Below are 19,617 nucleotides of genomic sequence, written 5' to 3' on the forward strand. Positions count from 1 at the left end.
ATGCAGGGCGCCGGCACCGGTTCGCGTGGCCCCGGGCGTTCCGCCATCGCGCGTCTGCGCATGGGCCCCGATGGCCTGTGGAGCACCCTGCGCCTGGCCATCCGCCGCGAAGACGAAGGCCTCGCCTTCATGCAGGACTTCGTCGGCATCGCCCGTGACGAACTCCACCAGGCCTCCGTGCGCCGCGGCTGAAAGGGACGTGTCTCGACTATACTGCTACCCTCGAAGCCAGGTCTGATACCAACGACGAGTCCAACCGTATTCAGAGAGAAGGGGTATCGATTCTTTTTCTTCTCGCGAGAAGAAACGCGCAAGCACGTCCATGTGGTTTCGGCGGAGGGCGAAGCAAAATTCTGGCTGGAACCGGAACTACAGCTGGCGCAGTCATGGCGATACAACCGGGCGCAGCTGAAAGAGATCGAGTGGCTGATCGAGGAGCACCATCATGAGCTTGTCAGCGCATGGCAACGCTATTTCGGAAGTTGAGGTCACGAACATTTCGGGGCATGGTCTCTGGCTGCTCGTGCGAGGCCAGGAACTGTTCATGCCCTACGACGAATTCCCCTGGTTCCGTGACCAGCCGGTCAGGGCCATCGTGAATGTCGAAGAACCATCCCCGGGACATTTCTACTGGCCCGATATTGATGTCGACCTGACGCAGGAGATCATTGAGCACCCGGAGCGGTTTCCGAACAGGGCGACCGGCTGATCGGCGCGGGGTCAGCAGCCGCCGCCACCGCCACCACCGCCTCCGGCGGCCCCTCCGGCGGCGACGCTCGAGTCGCCGGTGCTTTGTTCCAGCCACATGGCCATATGGCAGGCAATGGCGATGGCCCCGACCGGACGCGGATGGATGACCTCGACGAACCAGCCGCCGGTCAGGCCGGTTTCCTGCTTGGGCCGAAGTGTGGCGACCATGTCGCGATTATCGCGCAGGGTATAGCTGAACAGCCCGCGCCGGTCGGTGCGTTCGCCGTTGAGCTGGTAGTGATCGTCGCGATAGCTGAACAGCCCGCTGAGCGTCTTGCGGTCGGTGCTGGTCTCCTCGATCTGCGTGACCGTACCCGCGCCGGCACGCCAGACCTCCTGGCGCTGCGGCATCCCGAAGAAGCCGACATTGCGCTGAAGCTGCTGGAAGAACCCCGCGTCCGGCGGGTCGGCCAGGCGCATGCGCGTGGTGGCGAAATGCAGCTCCGGCCTGCCGAACCACGCCGCGAGCCCGCCCGAGGGCCGACGCAGCCGGGCGATCGGCGTGCCGGCCTGGCGCAGTTCCGCGATGCTGCTGGTCTTTTCGCCGAAAAACGGCAGCCGCTTGAGCGGGGAGATCTTCACGAACTCCAGCTGGCCTTCCACCGGGCTTTCCTCTCCCGGCGGCGGGGACCCGGGGCCCGAGGGGGCTTCGGCAACCCCGCTAGCGGCGCTCGGGGAGGGTTCGTTCGGTTGCCATCGGGCCGCCGGCCCGTAACCACGCCTGGCCATGCTGATCTCCTTCCCGTATCGCGGAGGGGGGTGATTCAGTCCGAGTATAGGCACGGCACGCTCGCCGTGCCCCGCATCAACGCAGGGGTTTGGGTGGAAGGGTATATAACCAAAATGTGATATAGTTCCGCGTTTTTCGCTGAATGGTCCAGTCAGGCATTCATCGCATGGACGAGCAAAAGGTAACAAGGGCAAGCCCGGAATGGTTGATCGGCATGGGCATCATGGCGGTGGTCGGACTGGGCTATTTCGCCGGGGCCTGGCTGGGGGTGACGCAGACCGTGTCCCCCGATGGAAAAGCCATCATCTGGCCCCCCAACGCCGTGGCGCTGGCGGCCCTGCTGTTGCTGCCGGTGCGCCGCTGGGCCTGGGTGGTGCCGGCCGTGATGGCGGCGGAGATCGCCGCCGACCTCCCGACCTTCCCGCTGTGGGCCGCGGTGTCCTTCGGCATGGTGAACCTGTTCGAGGTCTTCCTGGCCGCGTCGCTCATCCGCTGGTTCACCGGTCCGCGCTTCGACTTCGACAGCCTCGCCCGGGGCGGCTATTTCCTGCTGTTCGGGCCGTTGCTGGCGGCCGGGCTGGCCGCCCTGTTCGGCGCCGGGGTTTATCGCGGGCTGTTGGGCGAGGAGGGTGGTTACCTCGCGCACTGGCAGATGTGGTGGTTCGGCGACGCTCTGGGCCTGCTGCTGTTGACGCCGCTGCTGGTCATCCTGAGCCGGCAGCACCGCGAGCTGCTCCACGGGTGGACCGGTGGCCGGGTGCTGGAGGCGGGTGCCCTGCTGGTGTTGCTGGCGGCCATGGCCACGGTGCTGCTGACGACCGGGCGAGCCGAGGACGGCGGGCATCCGCTGGCGCTGGTGCTGTTGTTGCCGCCGGTGCTGTGGGCCGCGGCCCGGTTCGGCGTGGTCGGCGCAGCTCTGCTGGTGGCGATGGTGGCGGCCACCTCCGTTGTCTGGATGGTGCACGTATCCTGGCCGATGTACGGCGTGGACTCCGAAAGGGCCATCCTCGCGATGCAGGAATTCCTGGCCGTTACCGCCATCACCGGGATCGGGGTCGGCCTTTTGATGCGCGAGATCGAGTCCCAGCGCATGCGGCTCAGGTTGTTCGAACGGGCGATGAAGGCCATCAACGATGCGGTCATCATCACCGACGCCCGGCGCCGCGATAACCCGATCATTTGGGTGAACGATACCTTCGAGAAGCTCTTTGGTTACCCGCGTGAAGAGGTCCTGGGCCGCAACTGCCGGTTCCTGCAGAATGACGAGAGCGAGCAGGAGGGCGTGCGGGAAGTCCGCGAGGCGTTGCGGCGGGAGGAACCCGTGCAGACCCTGGTGCGCAACTACCGCCGCGACGGCGAACCGCTGTGGATCCAGCTGAGCCTGGCCCCCGTATGCGATGCACACAAACGGGTGACCCACTACGTGGGCGTGCAGCGCGACCTGACCGAGATCAAGCGCGCGGAAGAGGAACTGGAACGGCGCGTGGCCGAGCGCACCGCCGCGCTGCAGGAGGCCAACCAGCGGCTGGAACGCATTGCCTCCACCGATCCGCTGACCGGCATCGCCAACCGCTGGTATTTCCTGGGGGTGGCCGAACGCGAACTGCGCCGGCGTGCCGCCAACGAGAATCCGGTGTCCCTGCTGATGCTGGACCTGGACCACTTCAAACGGGTCAACGACACCTGGGGGCACCCGGTGGGGGACCGGGTCCTGCATGGCCTGGCCGATACCCTGCGTGATTCCCTGCGGCCGCTGGATCTGAGCGGGCGGTTCGGCGGGGAGGAGTTCCTCGTCCTGTTACCCGGGGTCGATGCCGAAGAGGCCTGCGAGATCGCCGAACGGCTGCGCCGGGCCGTGGCCGCGATGGCCATCGAGCACGAGGGCGAGACCATCCGCGTGACCGTCAGCATCGGCGTGGCCAGCAGCGATGGCCAGCAGGACATCGACGAACTCATCGAAAGCGCCGACAACGCCCTGTACCGAGCGAAACGCGCAGGGCGCGACCGCGTGGTCGCCAACTCGTAGGAGCGGCCCTGGCCGCGAATGGGTTTGCATGCGAGCACGCCCCTGCGCGGTGTGACATGCGCCATGGCCATATTAGCTATAGGGGTATGAGCCAGAGTACATACCTTCACGGGTTTCTGGTCCTCGCCCTGTTGCTGGTGGTGCCGGCATCGGCGTTTGCGGCGGAAATCCCTGATCCGCCGGAGCAGCAGCCGTTTCTCGATGACCGCGCCGGGCTGCTGAGCGCCTCCGGCCGCGAGGCCGTGGAGGCCCTTCAGGACCGGGCCCTGCGCCGCTATGGGACCCACATCGTGGTGGTCACGGTGGAATCCGTGGCGCACTACGAGGCCCGCAATTCGCTGGGCATCGATGGTTTTACCCGGTTGTGGCTCGCCATCTGGCGCCCGGCGCTGCACCCCGATCGGCGTACCGAAGGCCGGGACATGCTGCTGATGGTCAGCCGGGATGATCGCAAGGCCTGGGTTCAGGCCGACCGCGCCTGGAACGACGACCTCTGGAGCCCCCATCTGCAGCAGATCATGGACGTGCGCGTCCTCCCCGAATTTGCTCGCGGGGCCTATGAGGCGGGCCTGCGCGCCGGTCTGGAAGAACTGATCGAAACGGCCGCCATCGGCCCCGAAGGCGACCCGCCGCGGGCCGTGGGCGCCTGGCATGAACGCCTGCACGTATCCCCCTGGTGGACCACGCCGTTCGCGCTGGGCACCGTCCTCTGGTTCGTGGTGCCCGGTGTGCTGTGCCTGCTGCTGGCGGCATTGCTGCCACGCAACCGTGCCGTGTTGAGCAAGACCGGAGTGGGGCTGATCGTGGTGGGAGCGCTTTTCTGGGTCGCGCTTGCGCTGCTTGCCGCCTGGGGCGTCTACCGGTACATGCCGTTTCCCGCGGCCCCGCCACCTGGAGCGCGCCCGGGATCGGCCGGTGGTGGCTTCGGCGGCGGATTCGGCGGTGGTGGTGGCGGAGGCGGGGGAGGCGCCGGCGGAGGAGGCGGCTTCTGACGCCGAACCGGCGGGCGCCGGGTCGTATCGTATCAGTGACCGTGATGGTGCCCGTGGTCGTGATCATGGCCCTGATGCCCGCCGTGGTGATGCTCGTCGTCGGAGCCTTCGTAGCCGCGGGCGCGTGCATAGGCCGCCTTCTGGTCCTCGTCCATCAGCGCATCCATCTTCAGGTGATACGCCAGATGCGTGGAACGGAGCTGGCCGCGCAGCTTGCCGATCTCCACGGACAGCGCCTCGATCCGGTCTTCGCTGATCTCCCGGGAGGCAAACCCTTCATCCAGCTCGCGTTCGAGTTCCACGATGCGTTCGCCCAGCTCGATCGCCTCCGCGCGCATCTCCTCGTACAGCCGTTCGGTCTCCGCGCGCTGATCCGACGTGAGATCCAGATGATCGACGACCTCCAGCACGTGCATCGGGCCCGGGAAGCCATGCAGTTCGGCGGGCAGGGCGGTGCCCAGACCCTGACCCTCGAGCAGGCCCTGCTTCTCGGCTGCGGAAAGCGCCTTGATCTCGCGTTCCTGCAGATCCGCATACGGGTTGGCCGCAGCCGTACCGGCGCAAGCCACAAGGGCCAGTCCAAAAATCCAGCGGGTGGTGCGGTGCTGCATGTCTCTCTCCCTGTGGGTGTCGGTAAAGCAAGGTTTGGATTCTGCCACGCACGGGTGGTTCCGGCGCCGGATACGGGACAACGGCGATCTGAATCGGTATCGTTTCCCCGGAAAGATCAAAGGAAATACGGCCGATGGACGCAACCGCCGAGGCGCCGGCACACGCCGACGAAGAACCCGCCGCAGCCATTGCCGCCCCGGAACAGGTCGAGGCCTTCCTCGACCGCTGGCGCGACACGGGCGGCAGCGAGCGCGCCAACTACCAGCTCTTCCTCACCGAGCTGTGCGCGCTGCTGGATCTGCCGCAGCCCGACCCGGCCAGCGACGACACCCGCGACAACGCCTACGTGTTCGAACGCCGCGTCACCATCCGCAACCCGGACGGCAGCGAAAACCGCGGCTACATCGACCTCTACCGCCGCGGCTGCTTCGTGCTGGAGGCCAAGCAGACCGGCAAGGGCCTGCACACCCAGGGGTGGGACAAGGCCATGCTCGCCGCGCAGAACCAGGCCGACCAGTACGTGCGCGCCCTGCCGGAAGACGAAGGCCGCCCGCCGTTCATCGTGGTCACCGATGTCGGCCGCAGCCTCGAGCTCTACGCCGAGTTCTCCCGCTCCGGCGGCACCTACGTCCCGTACCCGGACCCAAGCCGCCACCGCATCCGCCTGGAAGACCTGCGCGACCCCGAGATCCAGCAGCGCCTGCACCACCTGTGGCTGGCGCCCGACCAGCTCGACGCCAGCAAGCACGCCGCCCGCGTCACCCGCGAGGTCAGCGCGCGCCTGGCCGAACTGGCCAAATCCCTGGAACAGCAGGGCTTTGATGTGGAGCGCGTCGCCCACTTCCTCAAGCGCTGCCTGTTCACCATGTTCAGCGAGGACGTGGAACTCCTGCCCAAGGGCTGCTTCACCGCCCTGCTGGAGCGCCTGCAGCAGAACCCCGAACACTTCCCCGACGCCATGCGCTCGCTGTGGGAGACAATGAACACCGGCGGCTACGAAGGCCAGCTGATGCACAAGGTGCAGCGCTTCAACGGCGGCCTGTTCCAGAACATCGACCCTATCCCGCTCAACGCCGACCAGATCGGCCTGCTCATCCAGGCCGCCCGCGCCGACTGGCGCTTCGTCGAACCCGCGATCTTCGGCACCCTGCTGGAACGCGCGCTGGACCCGCGCGAACGCCACAAGCTCGGCGCCCACTACACCCCGCGCGCCTACGTGGAACGCCTGGTCATGCCCACGCTCATCGAGCCCCTGCGCGCCGAATGGAACACCGTGCAGGTCGCCGCCGAGGCCTGGCTGCAGCAGAACAAGCCCGACAAGGCCCTGGACGAACTGCACCGCTTCCACCAGCGCCTGCGCGAAGTGCGCGTGCTCGACCCCGCCTGCGGCTCCGGCAACTTCCTCTACGTCGCGCTGGAACACCTCAAGCGCCTCGAAGGCGAAGTGCTCAACCTCATCCGCGACCTGAGCGCCGGGCAGGGCACCTTCGACACCGAAGGCCTCACCGTCGACCCGCACCAGTTCCTGGGGCTCGAGATCAACCCGCGCGCCGCCGCCATCGCCGAAATCGTCCTGTGGATCGGCTACCTGCAATGGCACTACCGCCTGCACGGCCGCCTCAGCCTGCCCGAACCCATCCTGCGCGACTTCCACAACATCGAATGCCGCGACGCGCTGATCGAATACGACAGCCGCGAACCCATGACCGACGACCACGGCCAGCCCGTGACCATCTGGGACGGCATCAGCTACAAGAAAAGCCCCGTCACCGGCGAACTCATCCCCGACGAGACCGCCCGCACCCCCGTCTACCACTACAGCAACCCGCGCCGCACCGAATGGCCCGAAGCCGACTTCATCGTCGGCAACCCGCCGTTTATCGGCGCCGCCACCATGCGCCGCGCACTGGGCGACGGCTACGTGGACGCCGTGCGAAAGGTCTTCAAGGGCATCGTCCCGGACTCCGCCGACTTCGTCATGTACTGGTGGCACATCGCAGCCGAGAAGGTCCGCAAGGGCGAAGCCCGGCGCTTCGGCTTCATCACCACCAACAGCCTGCGCCAGACCTTCAACCGCCGCGTGCTCGAACCGCACCTGAACGACAGCAAGAAGCCGCTGTCGCTCGCCTTCGCCATCCCCGACCACCCCTGGGTGGACAGCGCCGATGGAGCCGCCGTGCGCATTGCGATGACCGTCGGCGTACCCGGGGACCAGCCCGGCACACTGCGCCATGTCGTCAACGAACGCGATGCGAATGACGATGCCCGTGCAGTGGAGCTCACTCACCGAACGGGCAAACTATTCGCCAATTTGGCCGTGGGCGCGAATGTGGCCGGTGCCAACACTCTACAGGCGAATGCTGACCTGACCAGCCGAGGTGTGATGTTGTTCGGCGCTGGTTTCATCGTGAACAGCGATGAAGCGAAGATGCTGGGCCTCGGCACCCGGCCGGGGCTGGATAACGTAATCCGCCAGTATCGCAATGGCCGGGACCTCACCCAGACACCCCGGGGTGTCATGGTCATCGACCTGTTTGGCCTTCAGATCGAAGAAGTAAAGCGCGAATATCCGACGATCTACCAATGGCTCACCGAGCGAGTGAAGCCCGAACGCGATCAGAATCGTGATCGTGGTATCCGCGAAAACTGGTGGTTACACGGTCGTCCGCGTCCTGAATGGCGTGCATATGCTGCCGGTCTTCCCCGCTACATCGCCACCGTCGAAACCACCAAGCATCGCGTCTTCCAGTTCCTCGACGCGGACATCCTGCCCGACAACATGCTGGTGAACATCGCCATCGACCGGCCTTCAAGCTTGGGTGTCCTCTCCAGCCGAATTCATGTTTCCTGGGCCCTGGCGATGGGCGGGACCCTGGAAGACCGTCCGCGCTACAACAAGACCCGCTGCTTCGAGACCTTCCCCTTCCCGGAACTCGACGATCAGCAGGCCGCCACCATCGGCGACCTCGCCGAACGCATCGACGCCCACCGCAAGGCTCGCCAGGCCGAACACCCGGACCTCACCCTCACCGGCATGTACAACGTGCTGGAAAAATTGCGCGCCGAAGAATCGCTGAGCGCCAAGGAACGCACCATCCACGAACAGGGCCTCGTCTCCCTGCTGCGCGAACTGCACGACGACCTCGACCGCGCCGTCTTCGACGCCTACGGCTGGAACGACCTCGCCGACCGCCTCGTCGGCCGCCCCGGCGCCACCACCCCGCTGCCGGACAAGCCCGCCGACCAGGCCGAAGCCGAAGAAGAACTCCTCAGCCGCCTCGTCGCACTCAACGCCGAACGCGCCGCCGAAGAAGCCCAGGGCCACATCCGCTGGCTACGCCCCGACTACCAGGCCCCCGAAGCCACCCAGACCACCGCCACACTGGATGCCAAACCCGAGGCCGCCGCCGAGACCCCGGCCGAACCGGCCAAAAAGCCCACCTGGCCCAAATCCATGCCCGACCAGGTCGAAGCCGTCCGCCGCCTCCTCGCCATCGGCCCCCAGACCCCGGAAGCCCTGGCCAGCCACTTCAAGCGCAAACCCACCAAGTCGATCACCCAGGTCCTCGCCGCCCTCCAAATCCTCGGCCAGGCCACCACCGACAACGACCACTGGCGCCTGACATGACCCGCTTTCCGATGCCTCATAACCGCCCACTTATCCTGCGGGAGCGGCCCTCAGTGCTTCCCTCAAAGTGGCAAATCTATGCAATCGGCGCCCCCAATGCCACCAACGCAACGCTATATGTAGCTACTACTCAATTAGTTCACGGACTCAATAGTTAACAATGAAGCAGGAAGCAAATAGAAAAGACATTGAGACCCTATACATCTTAGGTGCTGGTGCGAGTTATGGGCTGACCGAGGTCAAGCCACAGAAAACTCCCTATTCCCGGTCAGTAACGCCACTGGACAGCGATTTTTTAAAACACATTGAACATTTCAAGCCCTCGAACGGATGGAGAAAAGCTTCGACAGAGCTTGTTGTAAACGAATGGTTCGACCGTACACCAGCGACGGGTTATGGACTCGAACAGGCGATAATAAACCGCGTTAGCCAGTACGAATTTCTATCGAACCTGCACCCTCGAACAATACGTGGAAAGTGCAACAACCCGGAATATCTAAACCACCTCTCGCATCTCATCGCGGCATACCTGTCGCAGTGCAGGGCAAATAGGTCCGGGCAGGCAAAAAGGCTAATAGAAACCCTCTTTCCTGCGAATACCCCAGCTTCTCAATATAACGACCGAATCATCACATTTAACTACGACACGATACTTGACCGGCCATTGATAGATCGAGGTCTATCTAAAAAGAAAATATATTTTGACAGAATCGCGCACGACGAATCCCATGGGACAAGGAGAAACTCGGATGAAGCATTCCCTCATCCCTTGCTATTGAAACTTCATGGGTCAATAAACTGGCGCTGCAATAAGACAGAATTTGAGAGAATAATCTCTGGGTCGACAGTCCCAACCAACAAGATAACAGTTTGGTCAGATGACAGCGGAAACCCCAATCCGGCAGACAACGAGTCACCCCTTATTATACCACCCATACCTAACAAGCCGATCACTGCGACGAGCCTTTTTCGGTTTTTGTGGACGCTGGCTTATGAGTACATGCATCAGGCAAGGAAGATCGTGATTGTGGGTTATTCCTGCCCTCCTACGGATACGCTAGCCAGGACCATGTTCAGCCAGTTCAAAAGTGCCAAGCTGGAAGATATATTTGTAGTAGACCCGGACGCTACCGCACTAAAACTCTACCGAGAGTTGCTGGAGCCCAGGACGGCATCAAACGCCAAATGGCATTACTATTCCGACATTCGCGCCTACATAGAGGAAGAGATTTGAAAGGAGCGGCCGGAGCGTAGGGCTCTACTTCTGGAATCGGTACTTCAACCTTAGGTATCTATTCTTGGCGGCCAGGCATAGACGCTCATACTTTTAGGTTCGACACACATGGCGGTACCCAGCAAGGATACTCAGTGATTGATTCGCTAGAGATTTGGCTCCCGGTGGTAAGGGATCTCGTGATGTCGTTAGCTGCCGTTGTTGCGGCCTTTGCTGCAATATTCGGGCTTTGGACGTGGAGGAGGGAGTTAGCTGGCAGAGAAAGGTTTCATGCCGCAAAGCAACTCGTTATGTGTGGTCATCGACTATGGAAAGCTTGCGATAGACTGCGGATGGAGGCTGGCCCCGGTGAGGCGCCGGATTTCGATCGAGAATTATTGGCCCATCTGACATCTCGGGAGAAGTGGGTGATGTCAGAACGGGCGATCTATTTGAAGCGGATTGATGCGTTTGAAGCTGAGTCTCAAAAGTATAGCGCTGCTCTTCTCGAGGCTCGTGTTTTGATGGGGTCATGGGTGTACGGGGCTTTTCTGCCCTTTGGAAAGCGAGTGAATGAGGCGCTGGATATGGTTAATGAGTATTTGCATATAATAAGCGACGACGCCCGGCTTTTATCAGCACGCTCGCCGGTTGTAAAAGAAGCCAAGAAGCGTGTATCTCTGCCGCTTGGGTCTGAAGATCAATTGTCTGAGAAGCTTGCGGAAGAACTGAGGGCGGGTGAGGAACGTCTCCTACGGTTTTTGGATCGATCGAAGTCCCGTTGACTGCCCCGGGGTTGTGACGGTCAGAAAAGATAGTTCGGGGTCAGACCTTGCTTTTTGCCCCCAGATCATGGGAGAGGCAAGAGGCAAGGTCTGACCCCAAGTGCGTGTGGTCGCTGCACAGCGACATGGGATCGCGACGGCGAGATGGCCAGCGATAAGGCCTTCACCGCCTGCCGGGGTTGAAGGCCTGTTGTCGGATCTTCGGTACTAACGGGTGCGCATTCACCCGTAGACGAAGATAACGGGTTCGGACCACGGTAACCAACTGTAGTGCAGACGATTAACGTCCCCTGAAGGCTTGTTTAACGCCTTAAAGTGCCCATTTCGACGCTGAAATCGGCCGCCGGGGGGCCTGGCGGAGATCGTGTAAGGCGATGACGGAGAGGCTGCCATAGTGAACCGGATCAAGATGTTGAACAGGGGGCATGATGGCTGAAGTGAATATGTGGATGGTGCGTGCGGGCCAGGGAGGGCGGCAGGCCGATGAATTTCGAGAAAAGGGGCATGTCGGCATTGGCTGGGAGGAGATCGGCGATCTGTCCGCCTTCGCGGACAAGGCTTCGCTGGTACAAGAATACCGCTCACGCTTTCCGGACTGGCCCGACGGCCGACGCCTGAGCGCGGCGAGCCAGCTGATCCGGTTTCGGGACGAGATGGCCGCGGGAGACCGGGTACTCACGTACGACTCCAGTCGCCGGATCTATCACGTGGGCACGATTACGGGGGAGTACCGGCACGACACGGCAGTGCTGCCGCCCTGCGAAAACGTGCGCGCCGTAGAGTGGCAGGCGGAGCTGGATCGGGACCGTCTTTCGCTCGCTGCGCGGAATTCTCTCGGGTCCACCCTCACGCTGTTCCGGCTCTCGGATGCGGTCAGGCAGGAGATCGAAGCCCTGCTGAGCGGGCAAGCGACCGCGCCAGTCCCGGCAGAGGAGCAGGATGACGGCGAGGACGAGGAAGCCCTGCTGAAACGCTACCGCGAAGAGGCGGTGGAGATCATCAAGGACCGGGTGAGCCGTCTGGATGCCTGGGAAATGCAGAGCCTGGTGGCCGGCCTGCTACGTGCGATGGGCTACAAGACGCGAGAGTCTTCACCGGGGCCGGATCGGGGCGTGGACGTGATCGCCTCCCCCGATGGCTTCGGGTTCGAGTCGCCGCGCATCGTGGTCGAGGTGAAACACCGTCCGCATACGGCCATGGGCGCGCAGGAGGTGCGCAGCTTCCTGGGCGGGCGTCACGGCGACGACAAGGGGCTTTACGTGAGCACCGGGGGCTTCACCAAAGAAGCCCGCTACGAGGCGGATCGGGCGAAGATCCCGCTCATGCTGATGGACCTCAACGGCCTGGTCACCGCCCTGATGGAACACTACGACCACGCCGATTCAGAAACCCGCGCGCTCGTGCCGCTGACCCGCCTGTTCTGGCCTGCGTGACCGGCGGGAACGCGACCGGGCGAGCGCGGCGAAGGCGAGGGAGTTGGCCGTAGAGCCTATGCGGAAGGGGGTGGCTTCCTGGGTTCGGAGGCCGGGCATTCCGGTGCATCTCATTGAGGATTTGTCGCGGGGCTCGATGAAGCCTGGATCGCGGGCATGAGAACACATAGACGCGTCTTTCAGTGAGGCACTCTGGATTAGGTTCCCTCTAACACACCAGACCTGTGCCCGCCAGATTGACCGGCTGATTTCCGCCCTTTACCCTCGCGGACGCTTTTCTCGGTTCTTCATATGATGTGTCTACTGAGAATGGCGCAATAACAACAATTGGCGAAGATAAGGCTATAACCAATATGATCAAAAACGGAGTGATTCTGCCCGTGGTGGCAGCCATTTCCCTTCCCGTGTTAACCGGCTGTCTGGCCTCCACGCCTTCCTCCCAGGGTAGTGGATCCGAGTCGGTCGAGTCTGTCTCGATGGAACCGGTGACCTACCGGATCCCGGATGACGTTGATTTTGTGCCGGAGGCGGGGGACCCGTTCAACCTGGCGCGGTACGCAGACCCGGATCGTTATCTTGGTGTTGATGGTTCGGATGGGATTCTGGGTATGTTCGATGATGGCCCTGATGAGATCCGGACGCGCGCGGTGGGTTTTGGGGAACTGTCGCTGCTCCATATCGACGTACGTGTTCGCGATTCCTTCCGCCAGCGTCTGTGGCTGGAAGATATTGATGACACGTCTTTTGTGGTCCATCGTCGGAATGACAATGGTCGCGCGGGATCGGGTATCCAGTACGCTATCGATTACTCGACCCAGGATAAGGAAGATTTCCAGGAAGTGTCTTTCCAGGCTGTAAGTGCGGAGACCTATCGGCAGGGTGCAATTGGTCGCATGGCTGTCCCCCCTTACGATGAGGATGAGCTGCGGACCATGCTCTCCAGTGGTCTGGTGTTCTATCGGTTCGAGATTGACAACCCCTATGACCCGGACACGGTTTACGCGAACTTCCGCCGCCTGCTTGATGCGTACTCGTTCAGGCCGAACCATCACAACGAGGACGTGTCCGGCTTTAATGCGGATCGTTTTCTGATGCCGGTGGATGACATGGATGTTCGGGTCTACATAGAGACCTTCCCCTATCGAGATGGGTCCAAGGTGGAGGGAGTTGCAATCTTGCCGGCTCCGCCTGCACAGAACGGCGTGATTGATTTCGGTCCGCTCGCTGAGGAGGTTTCGGAACGGCTCGAGGCGGTCGTTTTCGACTAGGCTAGGGCGGCTGTCTTAGTGTGATGGAGTCAACGCGCGAGGGTTGGGCTTTGTTAAGTATCCTGAACCGAGAGCGTTATCAGTGAAATTCAACGCGATCCTCGTTGCGTTGGCTCTTCTTCTTTCCGGATGCCTGGTGCGCCAAGAGCCATTCGAAGTGCACGGGTATAGCTACGGGCCATTTGGCGGACGTGAAGCGGCTTTCGTCTTCCAGGGCTTTGATGAAAGGAATTGCGCGGTGTATCGGCTGGCGCCTATGGAGAAGGGTGTTCGGGTGCCGCGCGCGGTTCATGTCTGGGATGGTTCCCGCTTTACGAGGGATCGGAGCCAGTGCAAGCCGTTTGTGACGCCGCGCCCCGAGCAGTGGCCGAAACAGTTGTAAAGGTTGTGTAGAGCGTTTCTTGTTCGGACTTTCCCCGGTCCTTCGTTTTTCCATTACAAAGTGTTCGCCGGAGCGGTGGGTGCTCCATAGGAGCGTGTAGGCCGCCCGCCTGTCCTGTCGGCCGTATGGGTACCCATGGGGCATGCGCAGGTCCAAGTCAGTCCCAGCGCGACCGTCTGGCTTAATCCCTCCGATCCGACGTGCCTTCCGCAGGGTGGGGCTCATCGGCGATTTCTTCCCGGACGATATCCACGTCCTCGGGGGCGGCGATACCCAGCCGGACCTGGTTTCCCTTGCTTTGCAGCACGGTCACGACGATCTCTTCGCCAATCTGCAGGCTTTCGCCTTCGGTGCGTGAGAGTACGAGCATGGATTAAAACCGCTTGGTCTATGTGGAAAAGACTAAAGTAGGCCGGCGTGCGGGTCGAGTCAATGGTGCTGTGGATGGCGCGTCCGTTGGTGGTGGCTGGACTGCACCATTACGATTGGTCGGGTTTTGGCGCACAAAGGAGGCGGGATGATTCTCAAGGAGAAGGACGGTACGAGCGGGCAGGACGTGCGGTCGAAGGCCGGTCACCAGCAGGAACAGGATGTGGCGTTCTATCTGCGGCGCGAGTTTGCCGATGACGAAAGCGTTCGTGTTATCAACGACCTGCGGATCGAACACAACGGGGAGCGGGCGCAGGTCGATCATCTGGTGGTCCATCCGTATGGGCTGGTCGTGATCGAGTCCAAGAGTATTTACGGCGAGGTGAAGGTGAACGGCCACGGGGAGTGGTCGCGCAGTTACCGTGGTGAGTGGTACGGGATGCCGTCGCCGGTGCGCCAGGCGGAGTTGCAGGAGGCGCTGGTAAAGGATCTTCTGCGAGAGAACGTGGAGCAGTTCCTCGGCAAGCTTCTGGGGATGCAGACGCAGATTGGTGGACGGGACTGGCGAACGCTTTGTGCGGTTTCCAGCAGTGCGATCCTGCACCGGGACGAAATGCCCCGGGAGATTACCGACCGCGTGGTGAAGAGCGAGTTCGTGGCCGACAAGGTGCGCGAACTGGTGGGTTCGCGGGCGAAGGGCCTGCTGACCGGGAGGCCGCGGTTCAGCCAGAAGGAGATCGAGGGGATCGGCGATTTTCTGATGCAGAACCATTTGGGGGACACGGGCGCGACGGCTGCGGAGGTCCGCGAGGCGCCGGCTTCGGCCGAGCCCGCCCCTCAGGCCGCACCTGAGGCGGAGCCGGAGTCCCGGCCCGCACCGCAGCCAGAGGCGCAACCTCAGCCGCAGCAGGCCCAAGCCGAGACGACGGATTCGCAGCCGGCCGCCTCGTCGGCGGCGGCCACGGATGGCGCGGTTGCCTGCAAGAACTGCGGCGAACTGCAGAACCTGAACGGCATGTACGGCAAATACGGGTATTACGTACGCTGCGGGGCCTGCGGCACGAATACCTCCATGAAAAGGCCATGTCCGGCATGCGACTCGCGCAAGGTTCGCGTGACCAAATCCGGGCCGACCTACACTTCTGCCTGCCAGGACTGTGCGTACGAATGGGTGGTGTTCCGGCAGCCCGAGACGGCGAGTACCTGAAGCCCGGATCACAACGTGTCGTAATGGCCGCCGATCGCGAAGATGTGGATGGTTTGATCGTCGAAGCGGTAGATCAGTCGGTCCCGGGCGGACAGGCGCCGGGACCAGAAGCCCGAGAGCGAATGTCGGAGGGGTTCCGGCTTCCCGGTTCCGGTGGCCGGGTCGTTGCGGAGCATTTCCTTCAGGATCCGGCGCAGGGTTCGATGCAGCCTTGGGTCGCGCTCCCGGAGCGTTACCGCATTGCCTACGGCTCGTCTCCCTCCCAGTCCTCGTGCGCGTGGCGAATACGGATGATCAGGATCTCATCATCTTCGATCTGGTACAGCACGATGTGTGCGCCGACGGGATGAACCCGAACGGGTGGTGAGATTTCCTTGCGCTCACGCGCTGCACGAGGGTTTTCCGCCAGAAACTCGAAGGTTGCAGCCAGCAGGCTGTGGTAGCGCTCTGCCTGTTGCGGGCCGAATTGTTCGACGCTACTGCGGAAGATCTCGATGAGGTCGTCTTCCGCCTTGCAGGTCAGGGCATATCGCATGCTGTTAGTCTTCGGGGTCGCTCCTGGCGGCTGACTTCAGCTCTTCCATTGTTCGCTCGCCACGACCGCTTTCCAGGCCTTCCGTGGTGAGCGCCTGCAGGTGCGCGATCTTCAGCGCCCGCTCCCGGTCGCGGCGGATCAGGTCTCGCACGTAATCACTGCTGTTGCTGTACTGGCCGGATTGCGCCTGTTCTTCTACCCAGGATTTCATGGGATCGGGTAGCGAAATGTTCATTGTGGCCATGGAGGCCTCCGCGTCTCGGCTTGGCAACCTTTGCCATAAGTATAGGCCAGCAACCCCGGATCGTCGATCATTGCGGTCGGTCACAAGGGCCACGAGCGGTACCGAGCGACGGCCGATTGCCGCGGCCTCTGCGAGGCCTCGCAATGACGGAGACAGGCCAGAGTGGTTACCCGTGGCCCATCAGCCGGGTCAGGCTGCGTCGAGCGGCGCGGACGGGTCCACCGATGGGCGCTGTATTGCATTTGCGATACACTCCGAGGAGGTTCTTGCGGAGACGCGGTATGAAAAACACGACGTTACCGGCCCTGCGGGTCAGCGATGGTTTTCGGCATCAGGTGGAGCAGGCCCTTGGCGAGGGAGAAACGCTGTCGGCCTTTATCGAGGATGCCGTTCGCCACGAGATTGACCGCCGACAGGCGCGGGCCGAGTTTCTGGCGCGCGGTCTGGAATCCGCGCGCCGCGCCCGGGAAACGGATGAGTACTTCCCGGCCCAATCGGTGCTCAACGATCTCGACCGTCTGTTAAGCAAGCAGTAGCCGACTCGCTGGAGCCTCAAGGATGAGTTACTCGGTACGATTTACAGCGCAGGCACGCGAAGATCTCCTGCGGCTTGTCGCGTTCCTCTCGGAGAGCGACCCGGCAGCCGCGGCCCATGCCCGAACCGCCATCGGCGAGGCGGTGTCGCTACTGGAGCGCTTTCCGCTGAGCTGCCGCATGCTCGACGCCTCCTACCCCCGCATCCGCGAACTCCTGATCCCGTTTGGCCGCTCGGGTTATGTCGCCCTGTTCGAAATCGACGATGCCGAGACGGTCACCCTGCTGGCGTTCCGGCACCAGCGCGAGGACGACTATTTCTAAACACGTGGGAGCCCAGCCCTCTGGGCGATGGGGTGTTGGACGCGCCTGATCGGCCAGGGGGCTGGCCTCCTGCGGTGGTCAGGCCCCAGCCCGCGGTGGGGAACGGGCGGTGGTGGAGGCCGGCGCGCTGCGCCTGCGTCCGATCCTGATGACCACCCTGACCACGGTGCTCGGCATGTTGCCGCTGGCGATCGGCCTCGGCGAAGGCGCGGAGATCAAGCGTACGGTTTGCGGGACGTACGTCAAGGCGTACTCTTAATCGGAGCCCACACACGCGCGAGGTGTGCCATGACGGGGAATACGGCTACAGAGGCGCGCAGCAACCTCTACCGGTTGATCGACGAAACGGCGGAATCCCATGAGCCAATCGTGATCACTGGCAAACGGAACAACGCAGTCCTGCTATCCGAGTCGGACTGGTCGGCCATTCAGGAGACCCTGTACCTGCTATCGGTGCCGGGTATGCGCGAGTCGATCCGCGAGGGGATGGAGACCCCGGCGGATGAATGCGACGAGGAGCTGGATTGGTGACATGGAAGCTGGTTGGCGACCTCAGCGGCGCACGCCGAAGATCGCCAGGACGAGGCCGACGACGGTCATTATCCCGCCAAGGATCAGGTACAGGCGCGTGTCATCGGTGTAGCGGCCGGTGAATTCCTGGTGCAGTTCCTCGGTCAGGCTTTCGGTGGCGTTGAAGCCCATGACCAGGAGGATGATCCCTCCTGCCAGAAGGGCGAGTCCCAGAATCCGGGTCCAGTGCATGTTGTGTGCCTCGGTTGGCGAGTGATCCCCTGACGCTAGCACGGATTGGCGAGTTCGCAGCGTGCGGTAGGCCGCATCGGGGCTACACTGGGCACGTGTTCCACGCCCGTGGCGTATCCATCATGTTGCTGACGTTGCTGTTCATGTTCGCCGTGCTGGCCCTGGGGGTCGCGCTGATGCTGTGGCACGCACGGCTGGTGTTTACGGTGGAGCTGCGTGACGGAACGGCCCGGGTGCGGCGCGGCAAGCCGCCGAGGGCGTTCCTGCGCGGCTGCGAGGACGTGGCACGTCAGTACCGCATCCAGCGCGGGCGGATCCATGCGGTACGCACGGACGGAGGCGTTCAGCTGCGCTTCTCGCGCGATCTGCCGCAGAACACCCACCAGGCCTTTCGCAACGTCTGGACCCCGCCACCGGGTGGTGGCGGAGGCGGCGGCATGCGCGCGACGGGTTAGGGCCCCGGGTTACTGCGCGCAGAGGCCGCCGTCGACGACGTAGGTGTTGCCGGTGCAGCCGGAGGCGGCGTCGGACAGCAGGAACGCGGCCATGCCGGCGCATTCCTCGTTGTTGACGTAGCGACCCAGCGGGATGCGCGCCTCGAAGGACTGGTGCACCTCGTCGGCATGGCCGGGGTTCGCCTGTTCCTCGATGGATTCCATCATGCGGTTGGCGACCGGGCCCGGGTTGAGGGTGTTGACGCGGATGTTCTCCGGCCCGAGTTCGGCGGCCAGGCACTTCATCATGCCCACCACCGCATGCTTGCTGGATACGTACGGCGAGAGACCGCCGAAGCCGCGCAGTCCGGCCACGCTGGAGGTGATGACGATGCTGCCGCCGTTGCCGCGGCGCAGTGCCGGCAGGGCCGCTTCCGCGCCCAGGCGCACGCCCTGCACGTTGACGGCGAAGACCTTGTCCCAGGCGGCATCGGTGCGGCTGTCGAACGGACCGATCTCGCCCTCGATCCCGGCGTTGAGGAACACGCCATCGAGGCGGCCGAAACGATCCAGGGCGGTGGCGACCATGCGCTCGTTGTCCTCGCGCCCGGTCACGTCGACTGCCAGGCCGACCGCGCGCTCGCCGAGCGAGCGGGCGATGTCTTCCACCGGGCCCGCCTCGCGGTCGGTGATGACCAGGCTGGCGCCCTGTTCATAAAGCTCGCGCGCCGTGCTCTCGCCGATGCCCCCGGCGCCGCCGGTGATGGCGATGACCTTGCCTTCCAGATCACTCATGTCGCTTCTCCGTCTCGTTAACCGTGTGGTGAATTCGATGGGACCAACGTATCAGTTTCCGCCGCGGGTCCGCAGATAAAGCAGCCGGCCGATGAACGCGATGCCGAGGATGATCCAGCCGACGGGATACGGCAGCACGCCGGCGAAGAAGGCCGCGAGTGTGGCAGCCAGCAGCAGGCCGATGATCAACAGCGGGATGTCCATGTACGTTCGAGCCGTGGGTCAGGCGAAGGTTCGTTGTGCCATCGTGAAGTGACCCCCTCGACGGCTGCACAGGTTATTGTGGGGCCAACAGGAGGGCATGATGAGCGAAGAAGCACCGGTGAAGCGGTGGACGGCGAAGCGCAAGACGGCCGTGGTGATGGACATCTTCAAGGGCAAGACCACAGTGGCGGAGGTGGCGCGCCAGCATGATCTGGCGGTGTCCGACGTCGAGAGCTGGATGGACGAGGCGCAGAAGAACATGGAGAACGGCTTCAAGTCCCGTCCGAAGGATCTGCGCGAGCAGTACGAGTCGGAGCTGCGCGAGACGCGGGAGGCGCTGGGTGAGGCCCACCTGCAGATCTATGCGCTAAAAAAGTGGCGGCGCCTGCT

The 19,617-nt window shown here is 63.1% G+C and carries 25 protein-coding genes and 2 pseudogenes; 18 read left to right on the plus strand and 9 right to left on the minus strand.

Going from position 1 to position 19,617, the window contains the following annotated elements; translation table 11 throughout:
- From F787_RS15785 to F787_RS16600, 3 genes and pseudogenes are all read left to right on the plus strand, one after another.
- Positions 1–192 (plus strand): annotated as a pseudogene (locus F787_RS15785) (LysR family transcriptional regulator); the annotation flags it as partial.
- A gap of 132 nt (positions 193–324) precedes the next feature.
- On the plus strand, positions 325–486 hold the full coding sequence (locus F787_RS16595; RefSeq protein WP_018871053.1) for a DUF4160 domain-containing protein: 162 nt from the start codon (positions 325–327) through the stop codon (positions 484–486).
- Positions 446–709: a DUF2442 domain-containing protein gene (locus F787_RS16600; RefSeq protein WP_081617446.1), complete on the plus strand. Its 264-nt coding sequence runs from the start codon at positions 446–448 to the stop codon at positions 707–709. The genes F787_RS16595 and F787_RS16600 overlap by 41 nt, the downstream gene beginning before the upstream one ends.
- A gap of 11 nt (positions 710–720) precedes the next feature.
- Here the strand turns inward: F787_RS16600 and F787_RS0113045 are convergent, their stop codons facing one another.
- Positions 721–1,353 carry a hypothetical protein gene (locus F787_RS0113045; RefSeq protein ID WP_028492473.1) on the minus strand — a complete coding sequence of 211 codons (633 nt, stop codon included), beginning with the start codon at positions 1,351–1,353 and terminating at the stop codon, positions 721–723.
- 293 nt (positions 1,354–1,646) lie between these two features.
- On the opposite strand from F787_RS0113045, the gene F787_RS0113050 reads away from it, so the two are divergent.
- Positions 1,647–3,506 (plus strand): sensor domain-containing diguanylate cyclase, encoded by a 1,860-nt coding sequence (locus tag F787_RS0113050; RefSeq protein ID WP_028492474.1) that lies wholly within the window; start codon positions 1,647–1,649, stop codon positions 3,504–3,506.
- An 86-nt stretch (positions 3,507–3,592) separates the two neighbouring features.
- Complete coding sequence (locus F787_RS0113055) at positions 3,593–4,498, plus strand: YgcG family protein (RefSeq protein WP_028492475.1); 906 nt, start codon at positions 3,593–3,595, stop codon at positions 4,496–4,498.
- A 32-nt stretch (positions 4,499–4,530) separates the two neighbouring features.
- Here the strand turns inward: F787_RS0113055 and F787_RS0113060 are convergent, their stop codons facing one another.
- Positions 4,531–5,109 (minus strand): Spy/CpxP family protein refolding chaperone, encoded by a 579-nt coding sequence (locus F787_RS0113060; RefSeq protein WP_028492476.1) that lies wholly within the window; start codon positions 5,107–5,109, stop codon positions 4,531–4,533.
- Between the two features lie 134 nt (positions 5,110–5,243).
- On the opposite strand from F787_RS0113060, the gene F787_RS0113065 reads away from it, so the two are divergent.
- The 6 genes from F787_RS0113065 (at position 5,244) to F787_RS16605 (ending at position 13,819) form a co-directional block, all read left to right on the plus strand.
- On the plus strand, positions 5,244–8,738 hold the full coding sequence (locus tag F787_RS0113065) for a DNA methyltransferase (RefSeq protein WP_028492477.1): 3,495 nt from the start codon (positions 5,244–5,246) through the stop codon (positions 8,736–8,738).
- A 160-nt stretch (positions 8,739–8,898) separates the two neighbouring features.
- Entirely contained in the window at positions 8,899–9,972 is a 1,074-nt protein-coding gene (locus F787_RS16865; RefSeq protein ID WP_155989621.1) for a hypothetical protein, read from the plus strand.
- A 134-nt stretch (positions 9,973–10,106) separates the two neighbouring features.
- Complete coding sequence (locus F787_RS16870) at positions 10,107–10,736, plus strand: hypothetical protein (RefSeq protein WP_155989622.1); 630 nt, start codon at positions 10,107–10,109, stop codon at positions 10,734–10,736.
- A 425-nt stretch (positions 10,737–11,161) separates the two neighbouring features.
- Entirely contained in the window at positions 11,162–12,169 is a 1,008-nt protein-coding gene (locus tag F787_RS0113075) for a restriction endonuclease (protein WP_019022269.1), read from the plus strand.
- Between the two features lie 476 nt (positions 12,170–12,645).
- The gene (locus tag F787_RS0113080) at positions 12,646–13,437 is read left to right on the plus strand and encodes a hypothetical protein (RefSeq protein ID WP_231364992.1); all 792 of its coding nucleotides are present in this window, start codon (positions 12,646–12,648) and stop codon (positions 13,435–13,437) included.
- A gap of 82 nt (positions 13,438–13,519) precedes the next feature.
- Positions 13,520–13,819: a hypothetical protein gene (locus tag F787_RS16605; protein ID WP_231373456.1), complete on the plus strand. Its 300-nt coding sequence runs from the start codon at positions 13,520–13,522 to the stop codon at positions 13,817–13,819.
- A gap of 181 nt (positions 13,820–14,000) precedes the next feature.
- On the opposite strand, the gene F787_RS0113085 is transcribed toward F787_RS16605, so the two are convergent.
- Positions 14,001–14,189, minus strand: a complete 189-nt coding sequence (locus F787_RS0113085; RefSeq protein ID WP_018871062.1) for a carbon storage regulator — start codon at positions 14,187–14,189, stop codon at positions 14,001–14,003.
- Positions 14,190–14,336: 147 nt separating this feature from the next.
- On the opposite strand from F787_RS0113085, the gene F787_RS0113090 reads away from it, so the two are divergent.
- Positions 14,337–15,395, plus strand: coding sequence for a nuclease-related domain-containing protein (locus F787_RS0113090; RefSeq protein ID WP_028492478.1), 1,059 nt, complete (start codon positions 14,337–14,339; stop codon positions 15,393–15,395).
- An 8-nt stretch (positions 15,396–15,403) separates the two neighbouring features.
- Here the strand turns inward: F787_RS0113090 and F787_RS0113095 are convergent, their stop codons facing one another.
- The 3 genes from F787_RS0113095 to F787_RS0113105 are packed head-to-tail and all read right to left on the minus strand — an operon-like array spanning position 15,404 to position 16,174.
- On the minus strand, positions 15,404–15,661 hold the full coding sequence (locus F787_RS0113095; RefSeq protein WP_081694145.1) for a Txe/YoeB family addiction module toxin: 258 nt from the start codon (positions 15,659–15,661) through the stop codon (positions 15,404–15,406).
- The gene (locus F787_RS0113100; protein ID WP_028492480.1) at positions 15,640–15,930 is read right to left on the minus strand and encodes a type II toxin-antitoxin system RelE/ParE family toxin; all 291 of its coding nucleotides are present in this window, start codon (positions 15,928–15,930) and stop codon (positions 15,640–15,642) included. The genes F787_RS0113095 and F787_RS0113100 overlap by 22 nt, the downstream gene beginning before the upstream one ends.
- 4 nt (positions 15,931–15,934) lie before the next feature.
- Positions 15,935–16,174 carry a type II toxin-antitoxin system ParD family antitoxin gene (locus F787_RS0113105; protein ID WP_042805976.1) on the minus strand — a complete coding sequence of 80 codons (240 nt, stop codon included), beginning with the start codon at positions 16,172–16,174 and terminating at the stop codon, positions 15,935–15,937.
- Positions 16,175–16,455: 281 nt separating this feature from the next.
- Between F787_RS0113105 and F787_RS0113110 the strand changes: the two genes are divergently transcribed.
- The 4 genes and pseudogenes from F787_RS0113110 to F787_RS0113125 all read left to right on the plus strand — a co-directional run bounded on the left by F787_RS0113110 (position 16,456) and on the right by F787_RS0113125 (position 17,563).
- A complete protein-coding gene (locus F787_RS0113110) occupies positions 16,456–16,710 on the plus strand; it encodes a YlcI/YnfO family protein (RefSeq protein ID WP_028492482.1) in 255 nt (84 codons plus the stop codon).
- 22 nt (positions 16,711–16,732) lie between these two features.
- Positions 16,733–17,032: a type II toxin-antitoxin system RelE/ParE family toxin gene (locus F787_RS0113115; RefSeq protein ID WP_019022277.1), complete on the plus strand. Its 300-nt coding sequence runs from the start codon at positions 16,733–16,735 to the stop codon at positions 17,030–17,032.
- A 103-nt stretch (positions 17,033–17,135) separates the two neighbouring features.
- A pseudogene (locus F787_RS16875) lies at positions 17,136–17,276 on the plus strand (efflux RND transporter permease subunit); the annotation flags it as partial.
- 44 nt (positions 17,277–17,320) lie between these two features.
- Complete coding sequence (locus F787_RS0113125) at positions 17,321–17,563, plus strand: type II toxin-antitoxin system Phd/YefM family antitoxin (protein ID WP_019022278.1); 243 nt, start codon at positions 17,321–17,323, stop codon at positions 17,561–17,563.
- A 21-nt stretch (positions 17,564–17,584) separates the two neighbouring features.
- Here F787_RS0113125 and F787_RS0113130 read toward each other — a convergent pair whose 3' ends face one another.
- A complete protein-coding gene (locus F787_RS0113130; protein ID WP_018871071.1) occupies positions 17,585–17,794 on the minus strand; it encodes a DUF3185 family protein in 210 nt (69 codons plus the stop codon).
- Positions 17,795–17,916: 122 nt separating this feature from the next.
- Between F787_RS0113130 and F787_RS0113135 the strand changes: the two genes are divergently transcribed.
- On the plus strand, positions 17,917–18,249 hold the full coding sequence (locus F787_RS0113135) for a DUF3634 family protein (protein ID WP_028492483.1): 333 nt from the start codon (positions 17,917–17,919) through the stop codon (positions 18,247–18,249).
- A gap of 9 nt (positions 18,250–18,258) precedes the next feature.
- Here the strand turns inward: F787_RS0113135 and F787_RS0113140 are convergent, their stop codons facing one another.
- The gene (locus F787_RS0113140; protein ID WP_028492484.1) at positions 18,259–19,023 is read right to left on the minus strand and encodes an SDR family NAD(P)-dependent oxidoreductase; all 765 of its coding nucleotides are present in this window, start codon (positions 19,021–19,023) and stop codon (positions 18,259–18,261) included.
- Between the two features lie 51 nt (positions 19,024–19,074).
- Positions 19,075–19,227 (minus strand): hypothetical protein, encoded by a 153-nt coding sequence (locus F787_RS17040; RefSeq protein ID WP_018871074.1) that lies wholly within the window; start codon positions 19,225–19,227, stop codon positions 19,075–19,077.
- Between the two features lie 100 nt (positions 19,228–19,327).
- Between F787_RS17040 and F787_RS0113150 the strand changes: the two genes are divergently transcribed.
- The coding region (locus F787_RS0113150) for a transposase (protein WP_028491631.1) at positions 19,328–19,617 on the plus strand (290 nt) is incomplete at its 3' end.

The organism is Thioalkalivibrio sp. ALE19 (assembly GCF_000428605.1).
Taxonomy (GTDB): Bacteria; Pseudomonadota; Gammaproteobacteria; order Ectothiorhodospirales; family Ectothiorhodospiraceae; genus Thioalkalivibrio.

Coding starts and splice junctions, on each gene's coding strand:
- F787_RS16600 (WP_081617446.1), top strand. CDS start 446: ATGAGCTTGTCAGCGCATGGCAACGCTATTTCGGAAGTTGAGGTCACG.
- F787_RS0113050 (WP_028492474.1), top strand. CDS start 1,647: ATGGACGAGCAAAAGGTAACAAGGGCAAGCCCGGAATGGTTGATCGGC.
- F787_RS0113055 (WP_028492475.1), top strand. CDS start 3,593: ATGAGCCAGAGTACATACCTTCACGGGTTTCTGGTCCTCGCCCTGTTG.
- F787_RS0113060 (WP_028492476.1), bottom strand. CDS start 5,109: ATGCAGCACCGCACCACCCGCTGGATTTTTGGACTGGCCCTTGTGGCT.
- F787_RS0113065 (WP_028492477.1), top strand. CDS start 5,244: ATGGACGCAACCGCCGAGGCGCCGGCACACGCCGACGAAGAACCCGCC.
- F787_RS16865 (WP_155989621.1), top strand. CDS start 8,899: ATGAAGCAGGAAGCAAATAGAAAAGACATTGAGACCCTATACATCTTA.
- F787_RS0113075 (WP_019022269.1), top strand. CDS start 11,162: ATGATGGCTGAAGTGAATATGTGGATGGTGCGTGCGGGCCAGGGAGGG.
- F787_RS0113080 (WP_231364992.1), top strand. CDS start 12,646: ATGGAACCGGTGACCTACCGGATCCCGGATGACGTTGATTTTGTGCCG.
- F787_RS0113085 (WP_018871062.1), bottom strand. CDS start 14,189: ATGCTCGTACTCTCACGCACCGAAGGCGAAAGCCTGCAGATTGGCGAA.
- F787_RS0113090 (WP_028492478.1), top strand. CDS start 14,337: ATGATTCTCAAGGAGAAGGACGGTACGAGCGGGCAGGACGTGCGGTCG.
- F787_RS0113100 (WP_028492480.1), bottom strand. CDS start 15,930: ATGCGATATGCCCTGACCTGCAAGGCGGAAGACGACCTCATCGAGATC.
- F787_RS0113105 (WP_042805976.1), bottom strand. CDS start 16,174: ATGGCCACAATGAACATTTCGCTACCCGATCCCATGAAATCCTGGGTA.
- F787_RS0113110 (WP_028492482.1), top strand. CDS start 16,456: ATGAAAAACACGACGTTACCGGCCCTGCGGGTCAGCGATGGTTTTCGG.
- F787_RS0113115 (WP_019022277.1), top strand. CDS start 16,733: ATGAGTTACTCGGTACGATTTACAGCGCAGGCACGCGAAGATCTCCTG.
- F787_RS0113125 (WP_019022278.1), top strand. CDS start 17,321: ATGACGGGGAATACGGCTACAGAGGCGCGCAGCAACCTCTACCGGTTG.
- F787_RS0113130 (WP_018871071.1), bottom strand. CDS start 17,794: ATGCACTGGACCCGGATTCTGGGACTCGCCCTTCTGGCAGGAGGGATC.
- F787_RS0113135 (WP_028492483.1), top strand. CDS start 17,917: ATGTTGCTGACGTTGCTGTTCATGTTCGCCGTGCTGGCCCTGGGGGTC.
- F787_RS0113140 (WP_028492484.1), bottom strand. CDS start 19,023: ATGAGTGATCTGGAAGGCAAGGTCATCGCCATCACCGGCGGCGCCGGG.
- F787_RS17040 (WP_018871074.1), bottom strand. CDS start 19,227: ATGGACATCCCGCTGTTGATCATCGGCCTGCTGCTGGCTGCCACACTC.